Source organism: Novosphingobium sp. ERW19 (genome assembly GCF_012641315.1).
Lineage (GTDB): Bacteria > Pseudomonadota > Alphaproteobacteria > Sphingomonadales > Sphingomonadaceae > Novosphingobium.
The window spans coordinates 1-18561 of the sequence record NZ_JABAIC010000005.1 but is presented as its reverse complement, the minus strand read 5'-3'; the positions used below and the strand labels follow the sequence as shown (position 1 = coordinate 18561).

The 18561-nt window shown below is 66.1% G+C and carries 14 protein-coding genes and 1 pseudogene; 2 read left to right on the top strand and 13 right to left on the bottom strand.

The features are described from left to right. Positions 1-105: 105 nt before the first annotated feature. Complete coding sequence (locus HGI46_RS11090; RefSeq protein ID WP_240946710.1) at positions 106-1032, top strand: hypothetical protein; 927 nt, start codon at positions 106-108, stop codon at positions 1030-1032. A gap of 16 nt (positions 1033-1048) precedes the next feature. Here HGI46_RS11090 and HGI46_RS11085 read toward each other — a convergent pair whose 3' ends face one another. Genes HGI46_RS11085 through HGI46_RS11030 form a run of 12 tightly spaced genes read right to left on the bottom strand, consistent with a single transcriptional unit; the run spans position 1049 to position 17081 of the window. After that, entirely contained in the window at positions 1049-2335 is a 1287-nt protein-coding gene (locus HGI46_RS11085) for an alpha/beta hydrolase (protein WP_168904224.1), read from the bottom strand. Then, entirely contained in the window at positions 2332-3507 is a 1176-nt protein-coding gene (locus HGI46_RS11080; RefSeq protein ID WP_168904223.1) for a CoA transferase, read from the bottom strand. Before HGI46_RS11080 ends, HGI46_RS11085 begins: the two co-directional genes overlap by 4 nt. Beyond that, positions 3504-4427 (bottom strand): alpha/beta hydrolase fold domain-containing protein, encoded by a 924-nt coding sequence (locus tag HGI46_RS11075; protein ID WP_168904222.1) that lies wholly within the window; start codon positions 4425-4427, stop codon positions 3504-3506. The genes HGI46_RS11080 and HGI46_RS11075 overlap by 4 nt, the downstream gene beginning before the upstream one ends. Continuing rightward, a complete protein-coding gene (gene dctP, locus HGI46_RS11070; protein ID WP_168904221.1) occupies positions 4424-5455 on the bottom strand; it encodes a TRAP transporter substrate-binding protein DctP in 1032 nt (343 codons plus the stop codon). The genes HGI46_RS11075 and dctP overlap by 4 nt, the downstream gene beginning before the upstream one ends. Continuing rightward, a complete protein-coding gene (locus tag HGI46_RS11065) occupies positions 5452-6753 on the bottom strand; it encodes a 2-hydroxyacyl-CoA dehydratase family protein (protein ID WP_168904220.1) in 1302 nt (433 codons plus the stop codon). Before HGI46_RS11065 ends, dctP begins: the two co-directional genes overlap by 4 nt. Next, on the bottom strand, positions 6750-8837 hold the full coding sequence (locus tag HGI46_RS11060) for a CoA transferase (protein WP_168904219.1): 2088 nt from the start codon (positions 8835-8837) through the stop codon (positions 6750-6752). Before HGI46_RS11060 ends, HGI46_RS11065 begins: the two co-directional genes overlap by 4 nt. Continuing rightward, positions 8834-9712 carry a hypothetical protein gene (locus HGI46_RS11055; protein ID WP_240946733.1) on the bottom strand — a complete coding sequence of 293 codons (879 nt, stop codon included), beginning with the start codon at positions 9710-9712 and terminating at the stop codon, positions 8834-8836. The genes HGI46_RS11060 and HGI46_RS11055 overlap by 4 nt, the downstream gene beginning before the upstream one ends. Before the next feature lie 2 nt (positions 9713-9714). Then, the gene (locus HGI46_RS11050) at positions 9715-11025 is read right to left on the bottom strand and encodes a TRAP transporter large permease (RefSeq protein WP_240946709.1); all 1311 of its coding nucleotides are present in this window, start codon (positions 11023-11025) and stop codon (positions 9715-9717) included. Next, complete coding sequence (locus HGI46_RS11045; RefSeq protein ID WP_206065683.1) at positions 11022-11471, bottom strand: TRAP transporter small permease subunit; 450 nt, start codon at positions 11469-11471, stop codon at positions 11022-11024. Before HGI46_RS11045 ends, HGI46_RS11050 begins: the two co-directional genes overlap by 4 nt. Further along, positions 11468-12571 carry a CapA family protein gene (locus tag HGI46_RS11040; protein ID WP_168904216.1) on the bottom strand — a complete coding sequence of 368 codons (1104 nt, stop codon included), beginning with the start codon at positions 12569-12571 and terminating at the stop codon, positions 11468-11470. The genes HGI46_RS11045 and HGI46_RS11040 overlap by 4 nt, the downstream gene beginning before the upstream one ends. Positions 12572-12588: 17 nt before the next feature. Beyond that, positions 12589-15291: a TonB-dependent receptor gene (locus tag HGI46_RS11035; RefSeq protein ID WP_168904215.1), complete on the bottom strand. Its 2703-nt coding sequence runs from the start codon at positions 15289-15291 to the stop codon at positions 12589-12591. A 53-nt stretch (positions 15292-15344) separates the two neighbouring features. Further along, a complete protein-coding gene (locus HGI46_RS11030) occupies positions 15345-17081 on the bottom strand; it encodes a CocE/NonD family hydrolase (RefSeq protein ID WP_346766712.1) in 1737 nt (578 codons plus the stop codon). A gap of 131 nt (positions 17082-17212) precedes the next feature. Between HGI46_RS11030 and HGI46_RS11025 the strand changes: the two genes are divergently transcribed. Further along, the gene (locus HGI46_RS11025) at positions 17213-17881 is read left to right on the top strand and encodes a GntR family transcriptional regulator (protein WP_118075219.1); all 669 of its coding nucleotides are present in this window, start codon (positions 17213-17215) and stop codon (positions 17879-17881) included. A 10-nt stretch (positions 17882-17891) separates the two neighbouring features. On the opposite strand, the pseudogene HGI46_RS11020 reads toward HGI46_RS11025, so the two are convergent. Then, a pseudogene (locus HGI46_RS11020) lies at positions 17892-18561 on the bottom strand (mannitol dehydrogenase family protein); the annotation flags it as partial.

The following is an 18561-nucleotide window of genomic DNA, read 5'->3' as shown; positions in this document are numbered from 1 at the left end:
CTTCATTGTTATGCCACATTGCTTAAATGCGACGAACGATTTACGCAAGCGCTTGCATCGGACAATTTGTTGGACAAATATCCGTCGCCTACGAAGGAGGATTGCTTGAAACACCAGATCGCGGCCGCTCTTGCCCTGACCATGATCGCGGCCCCTCTCGCCGCGCAGGAGCAGCCCAGCGCCTACGACACGATGCCCATCGGGCCGGGCACGGGCCCCTACCCCGCGATCATGACGCAGGACGCCACGTTGCCGGCGCACGTCATTTATCGCCCGGCAAAGCTTGATGACGCCGAGGCGCTCGGCGTTCTCGTCTGGGGCAATGGCGGGTGCAGTGCCGATGGCGCCAGCGCGCGGCAGCACCTGATCGAGGTTGCCAGCCACGGCTATGTCGTGATCGCACCCGGTGAGGTTATGAGCGGCCCGGGCGCGACGAAGAAGCGCGAGCCGCGGGCGCCGGACAAGTCCGGCCAGTTGCCACCGGTCGCCACGACCAGCGCCGATGTGAAGGCCGGCCTCGACTGGGCGCTGGCCGAGAACGCCAAGGCCGGAAGCGCGCTTTACGGCAAGATCGACACACGGGCGCTGGCGGTGGCCGGGCATAGTTGCGGCGGGCTGCAGGCGCTCGAAGTCGCGCCCGACCCGCGCATCCGCGCCGTGCTGGTCCACAACAGCGGCGTATTTACCGACGGCACCAACCCGATCCGTGGCATCACCGTGAACAAGGCGATGCTCGACAAGCTGCACACGCCGGTGCTCTACGTCCTTGGCGGGCCCGACGACATCGCCTTTCCCAACGGCACTGACGATTTCAAGCGTATCTCCAAAGTCCCGGCCGCCCTGGTGCAACTGCCTGTCGGCCACGGCGGCACCTTCCGAACCGCAAACGGCGGCGCGGTGGCGGCGCTCTCGGTCGATTGGCTGGAATGGCAGCTGCGCGGCGACAAGTCGGCGGCGCGCAGCTTTACTGGCAGCAATTGCCGCCTGTGCGTGGTGCCCGGCTGGACGATCGAAAAGAAAGGGATCGACTGACACGGGCGCACATGGCCTAACGGCAGCGCGGGCCGGAAGGCCCCTGCTGTCGCAGGCACGGACGCAGCATCGGCGGCGGGGTGTGATCGATGAACTGCGCCGGACGCTGAGGCCACTTGCCCGAAGCGAGGCGCTGTTCGAGATGCGCAATCGCCGCAAGGACCTGTTCGGCCGGCAAGCGGCAGTGACCGGCACTCTTGTGCCACAGCGGCTGCATCATTGCAGGCGGCGCAGCATCCGCATAAGCGCGCTGCAGCGAAGGTGAGGTCAGCCCGTCCCCCACGGCCTGCAGCGATACCAGCGGCACGCGCGGACGGGCAGTGGGCGTGTAGTTTTCCAGCATGTAGCGCACGGCGGAAGGCTTGGCAGTGATGCGGGGTGCCTTGGCCAGCATGGCAAGATCGCGCGTCAGGCTCAGCCCGGCCTTGCGGTACAGCGCCTCCACGAACGGCCTGCGCCCCGAACGGTCGAGCTGGCGCGCGTAGTCCACGCCGATGTTCCACGAGAACGCCCCGCCAGCACGGCGCTCCTGATCGTTGCGCGGCATCAAGGTGCCCATGACCAGCGTTGCGGCGATCTCGTCCACCTGTGCTTCAAGATCGTCGGCAGCGGGCTCGGGACGGTCTGGCCGGGTCCAGCCGGGAATGCCGCCGAGCACGCCGGCCAGCGCGATGCGCGCCCTGCCCTCGCGGGTCTGGCGGGCGGCATCGATTGCCGCCATGGCTTTGCGGCCATTGGCCATGTCGTCCGCGACGTTGACCAGCGACAGCCCGGAGTTGGGCGCAATCAGGGTGGCCGTGGCAAAAGCGCCGTCGAGCCCCATGTTCATCATGCCAACCGCGCCGCCGATCGAAGGACACATCGCCAGCGCGCCGTCGATCACCGGCCTGTCCTGCTCGGCCAGCGCGGTGGAGATCAGGCCGCCCATCGAAGAACCCCAGGCCAGCACCCGCGCCGGCCGTCCTTCAAGCGCGGCGAAGGCTTCGACTGTGGCGCGCTGCGCCGGGACAGCCTGTTCGAGCGACCATCCGCCCGCGCCGTAGTCCGACGCCACGAGCGCGTAGCCCTTGGCGAGGAGCAAGTCGCGGTACTGCGCAGGTGCAGGTTCCGCAGGATCGATCCGCGGCGAATAGCCATGGCTCCACAGCAACAGGCTGCCATTGAACTGCGCCGGGATGAGCGCCTTCCATTTCGCCCCGCTGGCGAGCGTACCTTCGATCACGCGCGGCGCGGGCGGTGCATCCTGCGCAACCAGCGGTGCGCCGAGCAAGGCGAGCGGGGCCAGCAGCAGGCGCGGCTTCACGCTACAGCTTCCTGCGCCAGCCAGGCGAGGATTTCCGCACGGTCTGCATCGAGCCGGGGTGGCGCGGCGAGCACGGGGCCAGCTTGCCCGGCCACCCGATAGCCGGGTCCCGGTATCTGCACGCTCTCCTGCGGCAGGCCGGGGATCTCGAGGTCAACCAGAGCGCCCTCGCCCGCCAGCGCGCCAGCCTCGTCCACGCGGCGGACCATGCCGCAGGGGATGCCCGCGTTGCTTAGCCGTTGCTCCCAGTCGGCGGCATCGCCCGTTGCGAAAACCGCAGAAAGCGCGGCGTGCATCGCATCAAAGTTTGCGCGGCGGGCATCGGGTGTGGCGAAAGCCTCGTCGCTCAGCCATTCCTCGTGCCCAAGTTCGCGCGCGAGCGCGGCGAACTGCGGGGGCTGCACGACGCCGAGCGAGATCTGCCGGCCATCGCGCGTCGTGAACAGCGACGCCGTGGGCAAACCGCTGTAGCCGGTGTTGCCCATGCGGCTCATCGGCTTGCCGGTCACGAGGAACGGAGTCAGCGCCGAGGTCATGAAAGCCAGGCTGGCATCGAACATCGACACATCGAGCTTGCTGCCGCCGCCGCCGCGCTCGCGCTGCATCAGCGCGCCGAGGATCGCCATCGCCGCCGTCTGGCCAGTCAGCGTATCGACGATGGGGAAGCCCACGCGCACCGGCGGGTCGCCCTCGTCGCCGCTCAGCATCATCATGCCACTGGTGGCCTGCACGATGTTGTCGATGGCAGGCCAATCGCGGTGGGGGCCGTCCTGGCCATAGCCGGAAACCGAGCAGTAGATGAGGTCGGGACGCAGATCGCACGCCGCCTCGTAACCAAGGCCGAGCCGAGCCATCACACCGGGGCGGAAGTTTTCGAGCAGCACATCGGACCGCGCGATCACGCCCCTGGCGATGGCAAGGTCCGCCTCATCCTTGAGATCGAGCGCGATGGACTTCTTGCCCGCATTGGCAGCGATGAAGGCGGGCGACATTCCGTCATAGCGCCGGTCCGCGCCATAGTTACGGAAGCCGTCGCCGCCCTTAGGCTCGATCTTGATGACCTCGGCCCCCATCATCCGCAGCAAATGCGAAGCGTAAGGCCCAGCCATGACATGGCTGAAGTCGGCAATCCGGATGCCGGAGAGCGGGCCGGTGGCAGAAGGCGAATTCATGGCTTCTCCGGGAATTGCTTGCGGACCACGGTCCACTGCTTGTCCTTGCACAGCCCGCAGTCGGGGCCGGTAAACATCGCAGCCGCCGTGGGCTTGCGCTTCAATTGCCAGTCGAGCCACGCCGCACCGATGCGGCCATAATCGCCACCGTTGGCAAGGCCGAAGGTGCCGCCGTGGCCGATGGGCGAGTTGGCGAAGAACACCGGCACATGGGCAATGCGGGCAACATCGTCAGACCCGTTGGGCCAGGCGATATCCTCTGGCCCGCCAAGGATGTAAGCGACGGGCGTGTGCAGCTTGGCGAGGTCGTCCTTGGTAATTCCCACACCGCTCAGGCCCGACCCGGCGCGCACATAGACGCCGCTGTTGAAGGCGACGACCGCGTCGATGCGCGGATCGGCAGCGGCAGCGAGCGCCTGCAGGCCGCCGCAGGAATGCCCCATGACAGCAATGCGCGAAAGATCGGCATGGGTAGCAAGGTCACTGTCCTTCACCCAGTCGATTGCGCCGAGCAACTGGCTTACCTGCGTTTCGTCCGGCGTGGCGCGGGCCGGCGGAGCGCCGGTCGGGCGCGGGCCGTTGGCCGGAGGGAGCGCGTCAAGCACTGGCCGCTCCTCGCGCGGCGCGCCATTGGCGATGACAAGATAGCCGTGGCTGGCGATCTCGCGCAGGAAGTGGCTGGCCGAGAGGCCATTGTCGCGGCACCCGCCATTGCCCCATAGCACGAGCGGCAATCGCTGCCTTGGCCATTTCGCGGGGCGGTAGATGGTATAACCCGGCGCGTCGGTGCGCCCTTGCGCGATGGCAGGCATTCCGCCCGAACCGGCAGGCTCACCGATCGTGCGGGCACTCTGCGCCTCGGCTGCAAGCGGGCAGATGCTGAGCGCGAGGCCCAGCAAGAGGGGTGTGATCTGCTTCATGAGTCACTCCCGCAGGAAATCCGGTCCCGACCCTTCACCGCTGCCCGGGCCGAACGGAATGCGGCCTCGCCATCGATGCCGTAGGCGGCGAGGCCGCGTGCGTTGGCTTCTGAATCGCGCAGGTAGATCGCATCGAAACGCTGCTGGTCTGCCGCGCTGGCGGGGTTGAAGGTGACCTTGGCAGCCACGGCTTCGGCCTTGCCCTTCTCTACCGCCGCGCGAACCTGGCGAGCCAGCGCCGCTTCCCACACGGCAATGCCTTCGGTCAGGATCTGGCGATCGGCCTCGGACAATGCGCTCCAGCGTTTCTCGCTCATCGCGCGGGCAGGATAGGCGCCACGGGGCACGGCGATCTGGTAGAAGTGCTTGGAGATTTCGGCGAAATGCAGCGACTTGAAGGTGTCTTCCGGCGCGATCACGCCATCGATCACGCCCTTGGCCATGGCCGAATAAACCTCGCCCATCGGCATGTTCACCGGGTCGGCGCCGAGCGAATCCAGCACGCTGAGGAGTTCGGTCGGCGCACGGATGCGCAGCCCCTTCACGTCTGCCAAGCTGCGCACCTGCCGGTTCGCCGTGACAAGGCCGGGCAGCGTACCGCCCTGCACCGCCAGCACCTTCAGCCCTGCCAGTTCCTGACCGACCTGCGGGTTGGCCCTGGCGATGCAGCCATAGAGCGCGACCTGCGATTCCACGCTGTCGGCCCCCTGATAGAAGCCCGACTGGATGCGGATCAGGTGCGTGCCGCCGCGAACGTAGATCGGCGTGATCAGGCCGATATCGGCCACGCCGTGCCGCAGTTCCTCCATCGACATGTCCGACGAAAGCAGCGCGCCCGACCACACCGGCTTGATGCGGATGCGCCCGTTCGAGCGCTTTTCGACAAAGGCCATCCATTCCTGATCGGCCTTGGAGAACGGGTGGTTGGGGCTGTAGGGCGAAGCATAGGTCAGTTCGGTCACACCCGGTTCGACCGGGCGCGCGCAAGCCGCCAGCAGCAGGATCAGCAGGGCGGCGAAAAGCCTCACGCCAGCCCTCGTTTCTGCAGGAACTCCGCCACCATGCCGACCATCCTGTCATGGTCCCAGTTGGCGGCATCGACCATGTCGGCGTCGATCATCAGGACTGGCACGCCTGCCTTCTCAAGCGCCTCGGCCGTGATCTTGGTGCCCGATTGCGAGAGGCGGTTCTCCGGCGGCAGCAGCACGACGCAGGCATCAATGCCGCAGCGCTCTGCCTCGCTGGTCATCCAGCCGTTCATCCACGGCGGCAGGTGCAGGACCTCGTTCATCGAGCAGATGCGGCTGGCCAGCGCTTCCATCGGGCGGCCCTGCACTTCGCGGATGTACTGCGGCCCGGCAAAAGGCATGTACATCGACCAGACGAACACCGCGCCCATGCGCTCTTCCAGCGCCTGATAGAACCCTGGATCGTGCCACACGCCCGCACCGATCCACATCAGGCGGATCTTCTCGTTGGCGGCTGTGCCCTCACCCGCGGCGATGCGCTCCATCACCTCGTCGCGAAAGCGCCTGGCATGGCCCACCGCCCAGTCCGAGCCGCGATGCCACTGCGGGATCATCGTGTTGGGCATCTGTTCGGCAATCGACACCGGGCACGGCCGCGCCTTGCCGATGGCCTGCGCCGCCTCCCAGATATAGCCTTCCTGTTCGTTGATCCGCTCCATCAGGTAATGGAGCTTCGCCTCATCGAACTTGCGGCCGGTGCGGTTCTCCAGCAGCGCGATCAGGTCGCGCATTTCCGACACGGCCAGCGCGATGCGATCGGCATCGTAGACCTGTTCCCACTGGTCCCTTGAATGAGCGAACCAGCGCGGGTCCTTGTGTTCCCACGCCGGCGCTTCCATCGGGAAGAACTCGCTGCCCAACGCATCGGCCCACTGCCCGAACACGTGCTGGATGCAATCGCAGGTCATCCGCGCGACGAGCACTGTCGGCTTGGGCAATCCGCCCCACGGTGCGGTTCTGGGATCGTTGGCCAGCGTGCACGCAAGGCCCAGCGAGCAGTACTTGCAGCTGTTCTTGGGGTAACCGGCCTGCGCCATCACCTCGAAGTAATGGTTCGAAAGCTGCTTGGCCGAGATATAGGCCGACCACCATTGGTTGGTGATGATCGGTATGTCCATGACATGGAATATCTCGTGCGGCGTATCGGCCTGGACGATGGCGAAGGGCTCGCCATCGTCCACCACGCGGCGCCTGAGGTCTGCACCGAACTGCTTCTGGTACGCGCTCGCGGCAACGGTGCAGGCAAGGTCCTTGCGGCTGCGCTGACCCGAGGGCCTGGTGGGGGTAGCGGCGCTCACTGGAAGACTCCTGCCTGTTCGAGTTCGGCGATCCGGGCCTCTGACAGGCCGCACAGATCGCGTGCGATTTCATGGACATGCTCGCCCATGCCGGGCGCGCGGAAGGGTTGGAACTGATCGCGCGAAAACCGCAGTGGCGTAGCAATGTGGCCGAACGGCCCGAGCAGCGGGTGATCGAGCGTGACCAGAGCGCCGCGCCCGATGAGCTGGGTATCTCGCTCGATCATGTCCTCGCAATCCTGCACCACGCCGCAGGCAATGCCCTGGGCCTGCAGCTCGGCGGCGATGGCGTGGTCCTCGCGCGATGCGGTCCAAACGGCGGGATCGGCGCCCGTGATCGCCAGCAGCCTGGCATGGTCAGCCTCGGTGGGGCAGGAGACCGCCACCCAGCGGTCCTCGCCGGCCGCCGGCAGCACGTCCTGCCAGAATACCCGCGCATCGGCATTGCCCATGCGCTGCGGCCGCTCGCCGCGCTTTGCCTGTGCAAGATAATCGCGCATCTGCTGCACGCAGATCTCGTACATCGAAGCGTCGATATGGCAGCCGCGCCCGGTCTCGCGCCGATACTGCAGCGCACCCGCCACGCCCGCCGCCATGACATAGGGCACGATCACATCACCGAAGGGCACCGCGCCGGGGATCACCGGATCGCGATCCGGCCAGCCCGTCAGGTAGGTCCGGCCGGAAAGCGCGCCGCCGGTGCCATCGACACCCCACTCCTGCGCCATCGGCCCGGTCTGGCCGAACACGCTGCCCGAGACCATGACGATGCCGGGATTGCGCGCGGCAAGGCTGTCGTAATCGAGGCCCAGCTTCGCCATCGTGCCGGGCGAGAAATTCTCCACCACCACATCTGCCCAATCGATCAGCGGATCGATCAGCTCGCGTGCCTCCGGCTTCTTCATGTTGAGCGACAGGCTGCGCTTCGAGGTGTTGAGGTGCGAGAACCACGGCTTGTCGTCCCAGTTTCCGGGCTTCGAAGCTGAGACCTGAACATCCAGTCGCGCCAGATCGGGGCGCGTGCGTGTCTCGATCTTCACAATCTCGGCGCCGAGGTCGCCCAGCGTCTTGGTGGTGATCGACCCAACCAGCGCCCACGCAAAATCGAGCACCTTGACGCCCGAAAGCGGCCCGGGACGGGTGCCAGTATGGATGGCTGGCGCGGCGACCTGGCCCGTGCCTTCACGGAATGCGGCGAAGCGTTCGGGCAGGCCATCTGCGGTATCGAAGAACCCGCGAGCTGCGAGGTGCGGGTCCGCCAGCACGTCCGCCGGTTCGTTGGCCACGCAGGCGTTGATACCGCGCCGCAAGCCCTCGATCGCGATCTCGTGCTTGGTGCGCGAATGGAAGAAGGCGGCGATTGCCGCTTCCCAGACGGCGCGCGTTTCTGCCGGCAGGGTGGATCGGTTGTATGAAAGCCAGTCGGTCCCGGCCAGCGGGTTGGGCATGCCGACCTCGTCAATCCAGTCGGACAGCGCCTGATTGGCCGGCGCACCCAATCGTCCGGTCATCAGCGAATGGAAACACCACCCGTCGGCCAGCCGCCAGATCGCGCGCACGGTGGCCTTGCCATAAGCCAGCGCGCCGCCGACGCGCACCAGCTTGCGCTGGTCGAACTGCCACACCAGCACGCCGTTGAAATTCCGGCTGAAGGCGACCTGCTGGATCGAAACGTCGACGTGCTGGCCCTTGCCGTGGCTTCCGCGTGCATAATGCGCCGCCAGCGCGCCCGATGCGGCAACCATATCGGCATGGAAAGTACAGGCATCACCCGCTTCCTTGACCGGGGGCAGGCCCGGTTCGCCCGTCACGCGCAAGGCCCCGCCCATTGCCGAGGCGACCAGTTCGCCGCCCTTCCAGGCCGAGCGCGGCCCACCAGAACCGAACGGCGTGACCGACACGTGGACGGCGCTTTCCGGAATGCTGACGCCTTCAAGCCCTTCCAGTCCAAGGTCGTCGATCACGAACGACGCGCCTTCGACCGGTCCGCCCAGTTCCGCGCCGAGCGATGCGAGGAAGCGTGCGAGCGCGCGATCCGCCATGCCGCCGAGCACGGCAACGCGATGTCCGGCAAGCGGCTTCATGCGGCCACTCCTGCAAGGAAGGCAGAGATTTCGGCATCGATCCCGTCATGGCAGCACCAGTCGCGCCGGGTGGCGACCATGACCGGGAGCCCATGCGCCTCGAGCGCAGCACGCATCGCCGGCAGGTGCCAGACGGTGGTGTCGTCCTCCTCGATCAGCCACAGGATCGCGGCCTTCGCCAACGATGCCGCAGCGGCTTCGGTCAGGGCTCCGGAGCGGTCGAAAAAGCCCCGTGTATCGAGACGACGGGCGTGGAGCTGGCGCGCGAGCGCGGCAAAAGGCTCGGCACCCTCGTCAACCATTGGGCCCAGATCGCCCCACTCCTCGGCAAGCGTGCGGCCGACGGCGGACCATCCGGATTGTTCGACCATACGGTGCATCCGCTCGTCGGGCAGAGGGCTTCCGGCGATCAGGCAGACTTTCGCTCCGGTGGCGCTCGCCACGGTGCCTGCCCGCTGCGCATTTCCTGCAGCGATGGCCGGGCCAAGCGCTGCCGCGCCCACGCCAAGGCGCTCCGCCAGCTTGCGCAGAGCCACCTCGTCGCGGGCAATGCTGCTCGGCCTCGGGCTCTTGGCGATGTCGAGTACCAGCGGTTCGGGGCCCCTGATCGCCCCGGCCCGGCGCAACTCGCACAGGTAGTAGTACAGACGCTGCGCACTGTCGTCGGCGCGCGAGAACACCACCGCGTCGAGATGGTCGAGCGCGCCGTCGGCCCAGTCCTGCAGCACCGACCGGGTCCACGGCGCGAACTTGCTTTCCAGCCAGCGGTCCGCGGCGGGCATGGCGCGATCGACATTCCATGTCAGCGGCCCGGCATTGCGGCCGGTCGCCTCAAACAGGTCATGCGGCAGGTTCGGTCCGGCGTAAGCAAACATGGTCAATTTCCAAGCAGTTCGGGCAGCCCCAGCGCCAGCGCGGGGAACAGGACCAGGATAAGCAGGTGCAACAGGTCGCTCGCCAGAAACGGGAGCACACCCTTGAAGATGCGGTTGATGGAAACATCCTTGGCCACGCCCTGAATCACGAACAGGTTCATGCCCAAGGGCGGATGGACGAAGCCGATCTCCATCGCGCGGCACAGGAAGATGCCGAACCAGATGGCTGACATGCCCACGCCCTCCACCACCGGCAGCAGGATCGGCGTCGTCAGCAGCATCAGCGCAAGGCCATCGAGCACCGAGCCCAGCAGCAGCAGGATCACCGCGACAAGAACAAGCGTCGGCACCGTGCCCAATCCGAGCCCTGTCACCCATGCGCCGATGGCGTCGGTCAGGCCGGTGACCGAGACGAATACCGAGAAGACCAGCGCGCCGATGATGACCATGAGGATCAGCCCGCTGGTTCGCAGCGTTTCCTCGAATGCCTGCATCAGCATCGCGCCGTTCAGGCGCTTGCGCCAGGCGGCAATGGCCAGGGCACCTGCCGCGCCGATCGAGGCAGCCTCGGACGGGCTGAACCAGCCGAGCGCAATACCGCCGATGACCAGAGCGATCAGCAAGATCATGTCGGCGATCCTGCCGATGGCCTGCCACCGCTCTGCCCACGAGGCGCGCTCGCTGGCAGGAGCAATCTGAGGACGCAGGCGCACAGCGATCCAGATCACCGCGCAATAGAGCAGCGCCTGCGTCAGCCCTGGCACGATCGCGGCGGTGAACAGCTTGCCGATGGACTGTTCGGCAATGATCCCGAACACGATCAGCGCGCCCGAAGGCGGGATCATCTGCCCCAACGTGCCACCCGCTGCGACGGTACCGGTGGCCAGGGCATCGGAATAGCCGCGCTTGCGCATTTCCGGCAGGGCGACGAGGCCAATCGTCGCCGCCGTGGCGAGGCTCGACCCGTTGATCGCGCCAAAGCCGGCACATCCGCCGACCGAGGCATAGGCCAAGCCGCCGCGCCGGTGACCGACCATCTTGGCCGCAGCGTCGAACAGGTCGCGGCTGGCGTTCGAGGAGAAGAACAGGTGCGCCATGAACATGAACAGCGGCAAGGTGCCGAGTTCATAGCGGGTCAGCGTATCGACCAGCACCACCCCGCCCTTGATCAGTGCAGGCTCGAGGCCAAGCACCAGGCACAGTCCGCCAAGGCCAACCAGCCCCAGCGCCACCCCGATGGGCAGGCCCGATAACAGCAGCGCAAACAGGATCAGCACGCCGATCACGCCAGTGGCAGGAGTGGCAAACATCATTTGCGCCTCCGCAGGGCTTGGCCGAGCAGGACTGCAATAGTCGCAGCCAATGCAAGGTTTGCGAACAGGCGCATCCAGCGCCACGAAATGCCAAGCAGTTCGCTCTCCTCGTGCCCGCTCCACAGATCGGCCATGAGCCAGAGCGACCCGGCAAGGAGGCCAGCGAAGAATACTGCGCCGAGCAGCCCCGAAAGCCGCACCATCGCCGCCTTTCCGGCATCGCCCATGCGGTCGACGACCAGATGCACTTTGGCGTGCGCCTGCTCCGCGGTCGCCACGAGCAAGGCCAGCGATCCGGCAACGAGCACGAAGAGCTGGACCAGTTCGATCGAGCCCCGCAATGGCAGGCCCACGTGCCGCCCGATCACCGCGACGGTATCCGTCGCCGTCGCGCCGAGCAGCGCGATGCCGCCGATCAAGGTAATGCTTTTGCGCATCACGCTCATGTCGTCACCGTGCCGTCTGCGCCGATGGAGATCGGCGGCAGTCCGGCCTTTACGGTGATGGCTTCGATGTAGCGGGCGATCTCGGCCTTCCTCTCGCCTTCGGCCAGCAGCGGCCTTCCGGGCGCCAGCACGTCCACCGAAGTTATGCCGACTTCGATCCGGCCATCCTCATGCACCGTCAGCCGTCCCAGCATGGCGTTGACAGCCTCGGGATGGAACGGGGCCAGCGTATAGGCCGGGTCCGGTTCGAACCCGAACATGGCCTTGCGCCGCTGCGCCCATTCGCGCCGGGCGGGATGGTCCTGTGCCGGGCTGAGAGCGCTGGTGACGACGCAGCCGTTGCCGAGTCCGTGGAATATGGGTTTCCCGCGATGAAACTCGATCCCGCGCACGATATGCGCGTGATGGCCGATGACGACATCGGCCCCGGCCTCGATGGCCGCATGGCTGATGGCCCGCTCATAGGGCGCCAGTCGCGCCGGGGTGTGGACCACCCCCTTGTGCAGCGCGACCAGGACCATGTCCGCGCTATCGCGCACCGCCGCGATGTCCTCGCGGAGCACTTCGAGCGCCTGATCGGTCACGCGAACCAGATCGGCGGCAGGCGCAATCAGCGCACCATCGGCAGTTTCGATCCGCAGATAGGCGCACCCGGCATGCGCCTCGCCGGCCCAGCTCATTTCCGGCCCGACGCAATTGTAGCTGAGCAGGGCAATGCGCATGCCGCTACGCTCAATCATCGCTGGCTTGCGCGCCTCGGCCAGCGACAGCCCTGCGCCCGTCCCGACAAGCCCTGCTTCGGCCATGAGCGCCAGCGTATCGGCAATCCCCTCCGCGCCGCAGTCGGTGATGTGATTTCCGGCAAGGCTCAACATATCAAACCCCGCCGCAGCGATCGCGGCGACATTCTCGGGCGGCGCACCCGGCGCGGGGACATCGCCTTGCAGCTCCTGTCCCCGCGCGGTGTGCGGCACCTCGAGGTGGCCCACCGCAAGGTCGGCGTTTCTCAGTGCCGGGGCAATTCCCGCCAGCCAGTAGGGGGCATCGGGCTCGTCGAGCACGAGGTCCCCCGCCAGCACTATGGTAACCGCCTTCGACACTTGCGACCCTTCGGTTCTCAGAACGACTTGCGCAGGCTTACCGCAAACAGCCGCCCGATGGGATCGCTGGCGGTGGCGTCATAGCCGCCGCTACCGTTGCCGCTTGGCGCAAGGTTCACGTAGGGCGGATCGGTGTCGAACACGTTGCGCACTTCGAGGCCGAGCGTCATGCCCTTCTCGAAGAACCCGCTCGCCTGCTGGTCACCGATGCGGAACGTCAGGTTAAGGTCAACCGGGGTATAGCTCTTCACGTTCTGGCCGCCGACCGTCAGGTTGTTGAAGTAGCCGCCGACATGGATCGCCTGGACACGTGCGCTGAACGGCCCGTGATCCCAGGTGACGCTGCCGCGCGCCTTGAACTTCAGCGGGTTGAAGATGAAGTCCAACCGGTCGATCAGCGGCGCCTTCGGGGTCAGCGCCACGCGGTACTTGGTCAGGTACGTGCCCGAAGCGTTGAACGTCAGCGCATCCTCGCTGCCCAGCTCGGCACGCCAGGTTGCGGTGAAGTCGATGCCACGGGTGATCGAGACGCCAAGGTTCTGGCTGCGCCCGTCGACGAACAGGGTCACGTTGGCCGGGCTGCCACCGGGGAACGACCCGCCCGCCAGCGTCACGCCCTGCGCCAGCAGCTGCTGCACGCGCGTGGCGGCATCAGCGCCGCGCAGGATGATGCCCGTTCCTGCATACTGCGCCTCGGTGCCAAGGATGGCGAGGTTGGAGAGGTTCGCCAGCACCTGGTTCTTGTAGTTCACGTCCCAATAGGTGACCGAGAAGCGCAGGTTCCGGGTCGGTTCGAAATCCGCACCGACCGACCATGACGTCGCCGTCTCGGGCTTGAGATTAAGGTTCGGGCCCGACAGGGCGTAGCCCTGCAACGGCGCACCGCCCGCCGGGTTCTGGTAGGACTGGCCGAAGAGGTTGTTGGAATTGCCGTAGATCTCGGGGATCGTCGGCGCGCGGAACGATGTGCCATAGCTGCCGCGCAGCTTGATCCCGTCCACCGGCACCCAGTTCACGCCGAACTTGGGATTGGTCGTGCTGCCGACGTCGCTATACTTGTCATGACGGACCGCGGCATTGATCTCGAGGCGCTGGAACCCGGGCATGGCGTTGTCGGGCCCGAACACCGGGATAAACAGTTCGCCGTAGAATGAATCGACCTTGCGGCCGAAGTTGCGGAAGGTGATCGGGTTCGTAGGCGCACCGCGTGCAGAGCCGAGCGCGACCTTGAAGTCCTGCCGCTCGTACCCCGTCGCCAGCTTCACCTCGCCGCCGGGCAGAGCGAACAGCCCACCGTTCAGCCGCGCTTCGTAGGTACGCAGGCGGCCATTGGTCGGCGCGAGGAAGATCTGGTTGGCGATGCCATCGAGCACGGCCTGGCTGGTGCGGCCGAGGCCATAGGGATCGAACGCCGTCGCCGGATTGCTGCTGGCGAGCGCAGCGTTGAGCGCGACATTGTTCACGCCGAAGTAGGAGCCGGAGAAATCGTTGGTCTTGCCATAACCGAACAGCGCTTCGGCTTCCCAGCCGCCCGGCAACTTCGCCTTCAGGCCCGGCGTGATCTGCCACGAGCGGGCATAGCCATAGGAATCGTTGGTCGGCAGGTCATTCCGGAAGTTGTAGTCGAGCGTGTAGCTCGAGCCGGTGAAGCCGTCGGGCCGTACGAAGAAGGCATTGGTCTGCGGCACCGTCAGGCGCGCATTCGAATAGGCCGAGATGCGGTAGAACGAGCGCTTGGAATAGAAGCCATCATAGAACACGTCGAGCCAGTCGGTCAGCTCGTAGCGGCCCGTGCTGTTGACCGAGTCATACTTCTGGCGCGGGATGAGATCCTGATTGTCGAGTTCGTCGCACTTGTTCAGCGAACCCGCCGTCAGGCTTCCCGCGGTTGCTTGCGTAACGCCACTGGTGGGGATGGCATAAGTCGTGCCGTTGGCGTTGATGTTGCCGGGGGCACAACGCACGATGCGATAGTCGCCCCCGCCGAAACGACGCTGGTCGCTGGTGAAGAAATCGCGGTCGTCGCCCGAAAGGTTGGAGCGTTCGACATGCTCGTAGGCGACCATGATCTGCCCGCGTTCGAACACTTTGCCCAGCGCCGCGCCAAGGGTGTATTCATGGAAATCGCCGCGGCTGGAAATGCCGGCGCGGGCAAACACTTCACCGCCATCGAGCGAGCGGCGCGGGATCAGGTTGACCACGCCCGCAACCGCGTCCGACCCGTAGATCGCCGAAGCGCCATCGGCGACGACTTCCACCCGCTCGATGCCGAGCGACGGGATCACCGAAGGATCGATCGAGCGGCTGTTGTTGGTCACGCGGTGCCCGTCGACCAGCACCAGCGTGGCATAAGGTCCGATGCCGCGCAGGTTGACCGAGTTGCCATAAGTGATGTTGCCGCTGCCGCCCGATTGCCCGCGCGAGTTTTCCGAAACGCCGAGGTCGAAAACCTGCGGGATTTCCTTGATCATGCGGTCGACGGTGACCTGGCTCGAAGCCTCGATCTCCTTGCGGCCCAGCGTCGTGACGGTGGAGCCGACCGGCGCCTCGCCGCGCACGCGGCTGCCCGTCACGATGATTTCGGCATTGCTCGCCGCTGCCGCTTCCGGCGTGTCCTGCGCCGCTTCCTGCGCGAATGCCGCACCGGAAATGGTGATAGCCAGCGCACAGCAGCCCAGCTTCAGCATGGCCCGCGAGGCCCCGTTCCTCTTGCCCTTCATATTCCCCTACTCCTTCCCTGAGCCGTCGATGCGGCTTTGCATTTCAAACGAATTCAGTTGTTTACCGGCAGATCGAGCCGGGATGCATTGGCGCCGCCGCGATGCACGGTGATGACCGGCGAGGGCGTCACGCGAATGTCCTTGAGATTGCGCTGGCGCGGATCAGCCCCCGCCACCGTCAGCCGCAACCGCGCACCCGCCGGTACCACGCGCGACACCGGCGTCATGTCGATGTTCACGCGCACCACTTGACCGGGCCGCACCGGCGCAACATCTGCCTTCATGCCCGAATGCCACGGCAGGCCCATCGTATCGTAGGGCGCCTTGCTTTCCTTGCGGTGCGAGAGGGCCAGCCTGCCAAAGGCCACCACCTCGGCCTTGCCGCTGCTGTCGATCTGGTCGAGGTAGACGAACACGTTGGCGTCGGTCTTGTCGGTCGAAACCGACAGCCGCGCCACGGGGAAGCCCACCAGCTTCACAGGCGCGGTCAGCGCATGCGTGGTGTAGGACAGGCCATTGGCGTCCATCGGCTGCGCCCAGAACGCGAAGTATTCGGGGTCCGGCAGATCGTAGTTCACGGTGAACCGATCGGCGCCAGCCCCTGACGGCGCGCTTCCCAGCAGGCCATCGTTGACCGATCGCGCCGTGCCGCTCCTGCCACCGCCAAGATACCAGGAAACCGGCTGCGCGCCTTCGCCCGGCAGCAGGTTGGAGCGCACATAGCCGCCCTTCCCGTCCAGCCCTTCGAGCCAGTAGGTGGCGCGCGGCGCAGACTCCATGCCATTGGCCATGCCCTTCAGGGCGTGGTCGAAATAGCGGGTGACCTCGCCGGTAAAGTCAAACCCCGGTGGCGGCACGCAATGGCTGCCCGGCCCGGCAAGGAACTTCGATCCCGGCATGTTGGCGGCACTGAGCAAGGCCTGCGCGGTCGGCTCATCCTGCCAGTTGCTCCAGAAATAGGTGGCGATGCCCGCCGCGCGGATGCGGTCGAGGTAGTTGAACGTGCCCACCTCGTTCCAGAACTGGTTGTCGGTGAAGGCCGAGATGCTGTCGCGATAAGGCATGCCGTACCACAGCGGGGCCATCGGCGTGTTGGCGGCATGCTCGGCCACGGCGGCCTTCAGCATCGCTCCATCGCGGTCCGCGTCAACCGGCACGCTCGCAAGGTCGACTTCGGCAGGCTCGTCGGGCCGCGTGTTGAACTGCGCCGGAATGCCGCCGCGCCGCACGAAGGCGTACTTGTCGAGGTCGGAAGCGCCGACGAACACGGCCTTCAGCGATGGCGGCGTGGTCGTGGCGGTATGGAACGTCGATCCGCCAAGGTAGGAACAACCGATCATCCCGACCTTGCCCGACGAGAACGGCTGGCGTGCCAGCCACTCGACCAGATCGTAACCGTCATAGGCCTCGGTGCGGTCCTGAAACCCCCGGCGATGCCCAAAGGACGCGCCCTTGCCGCGGATGTCCGCAGTGGCGACGACATAACCCGCGCGGATCAGCGAGCGCATGGCGAGGCGATCATCGAGCGCCAGTTCAACGACCTTGCCATCCTTGTCCTTGAACCTGGCACGATAGGGCGTGAACGAGAAGATCACCGGCAAGCGCGCGGCCACGGCAGTCTTGCCATCGGCTGGCCGGTAGATGTTCACAGCCAGCTTCGTGCCATCACGCACCGGCACGTAGATCGACGAACGCACGACATCGGGATAGCTTTCCGCACCCGCAGCAACCGGGGTTGCCACACCGGCCACCGCCACGGCGGCGGCTGTAAGATCGCGGAATCCCTTCACAGTGCTCTCCCGAGCGGATTCATCCGCCGCTCTTGCGATGTTCTGATCACCTATCCCGCAAGCGCTTACAACCGAAAAATGGACAACGATATTGTTGACAATTTCGTTCATAACGGACGATACGGTCGATCATGTCACAAGATGCTGCCGTCGATCGCGCGCCTTCGGGCCAGGAAATCGCCGACTGGGTGCGCCAGCGTATCCGTACCGGGCGCTTCGTGCCGGGCCAGCGACTGGTCGAGGTCGACATCATCCGCCAGACTGGGGCGAGCCGGTCAAAGGTGCGCGAAGCGCTCAAGCGCCTCGAAGGCGAAGGTCTGGTCGAGATCGAGGAATTTCGCGGCGCCTCGGTGCGCAGTTCCACGCTGGATGAGGTCCGCCAGATCTATCGCGCCCGCATGGCGCTCGAAGGCATGGCGGCGCACGATTTCACGGTCAATGCCGATTCCGAAACGCTTGATCGGTTGAAGGCCCTGCAGGACCAGCTCGACGCCTGCGTGCGCGAACGCGCGCCGGACCGCTTTGGCAGGCTAAACAACGAATGGCACCGCCTGATCGTCGAAGGTTCTGGCAACAAGGTCATCGCCGACCATCTCCAGCGCCTCAACGTCCCGATCCATCGCCTCCTGTTCGAAAGCTTCTACGACGAGGAGCGGCTGAAAACCGCCAACGCTGATCATCAGGCCATGCTGGCGCTGATCCTCGCCGGCGACGCCGATGGCGCCGAACGCGCCATGCGCCAGCACATCGGCGACGGCTTCGAAACCCTCGCCCGCATCGAGGACGAATTCTACCGCTGAACCGGTCGGGTCACACCTTCAGTGTCCAGATGCCAGCCATCGGCCCGCCTTCCCCGAACAGCGCGATCATTGGCGTGTCGGTTTTGGCGGCGCGGGAGAGCTTGTCGGCGAGGGGGTCGTCGACGGGGCCGTTGTGGCCTTGCAGGTGGTGGATCCAGGCGCTCAGGCCTTCGCGGATGGCGGGGCAGGTGCGGTCGTGAGCCTCGTTGTGCGCCAGCGTCTCGAGCCAGCGCTGCGGGATCTTCTGCGAGCCGTCCATGGCGATCTGGATCAGGCGGTGGTTGAGGCTGGGGTTGGCGAAGCGGGCGATGAGCGCGTCGGCATAGGCGGCAAGATCCTGCCCCGGCGCGGTCGTGATCGTCGGCGCGGCTTCGTTGCGCATGAGTTGCTCGGCAAGGCTGCGCAAGGCAGGGTCGGCAATGGCTTCGTGGACATATTCATGGCCCGCGCGCAGCCCGCAGTAGGCCAGCAGCGAGTGCGCACCGTTGAGCATGCGCAGCTTGGCCGTCTCGTAAGGGGCGACCTCGGTGACCAGCTGCGCGCCGACCGCTTCCCAGCGCGGGCGGGGTCCGGCAAAGCGGTCCTCGATCACCCACTGGCTGAACGGTTCGGTGACGACGCAGGCCTCATCCTGGCAGGCTTCGTCTTCAAGACCGCCCAGCGCTGCTGCCACCGCCGCG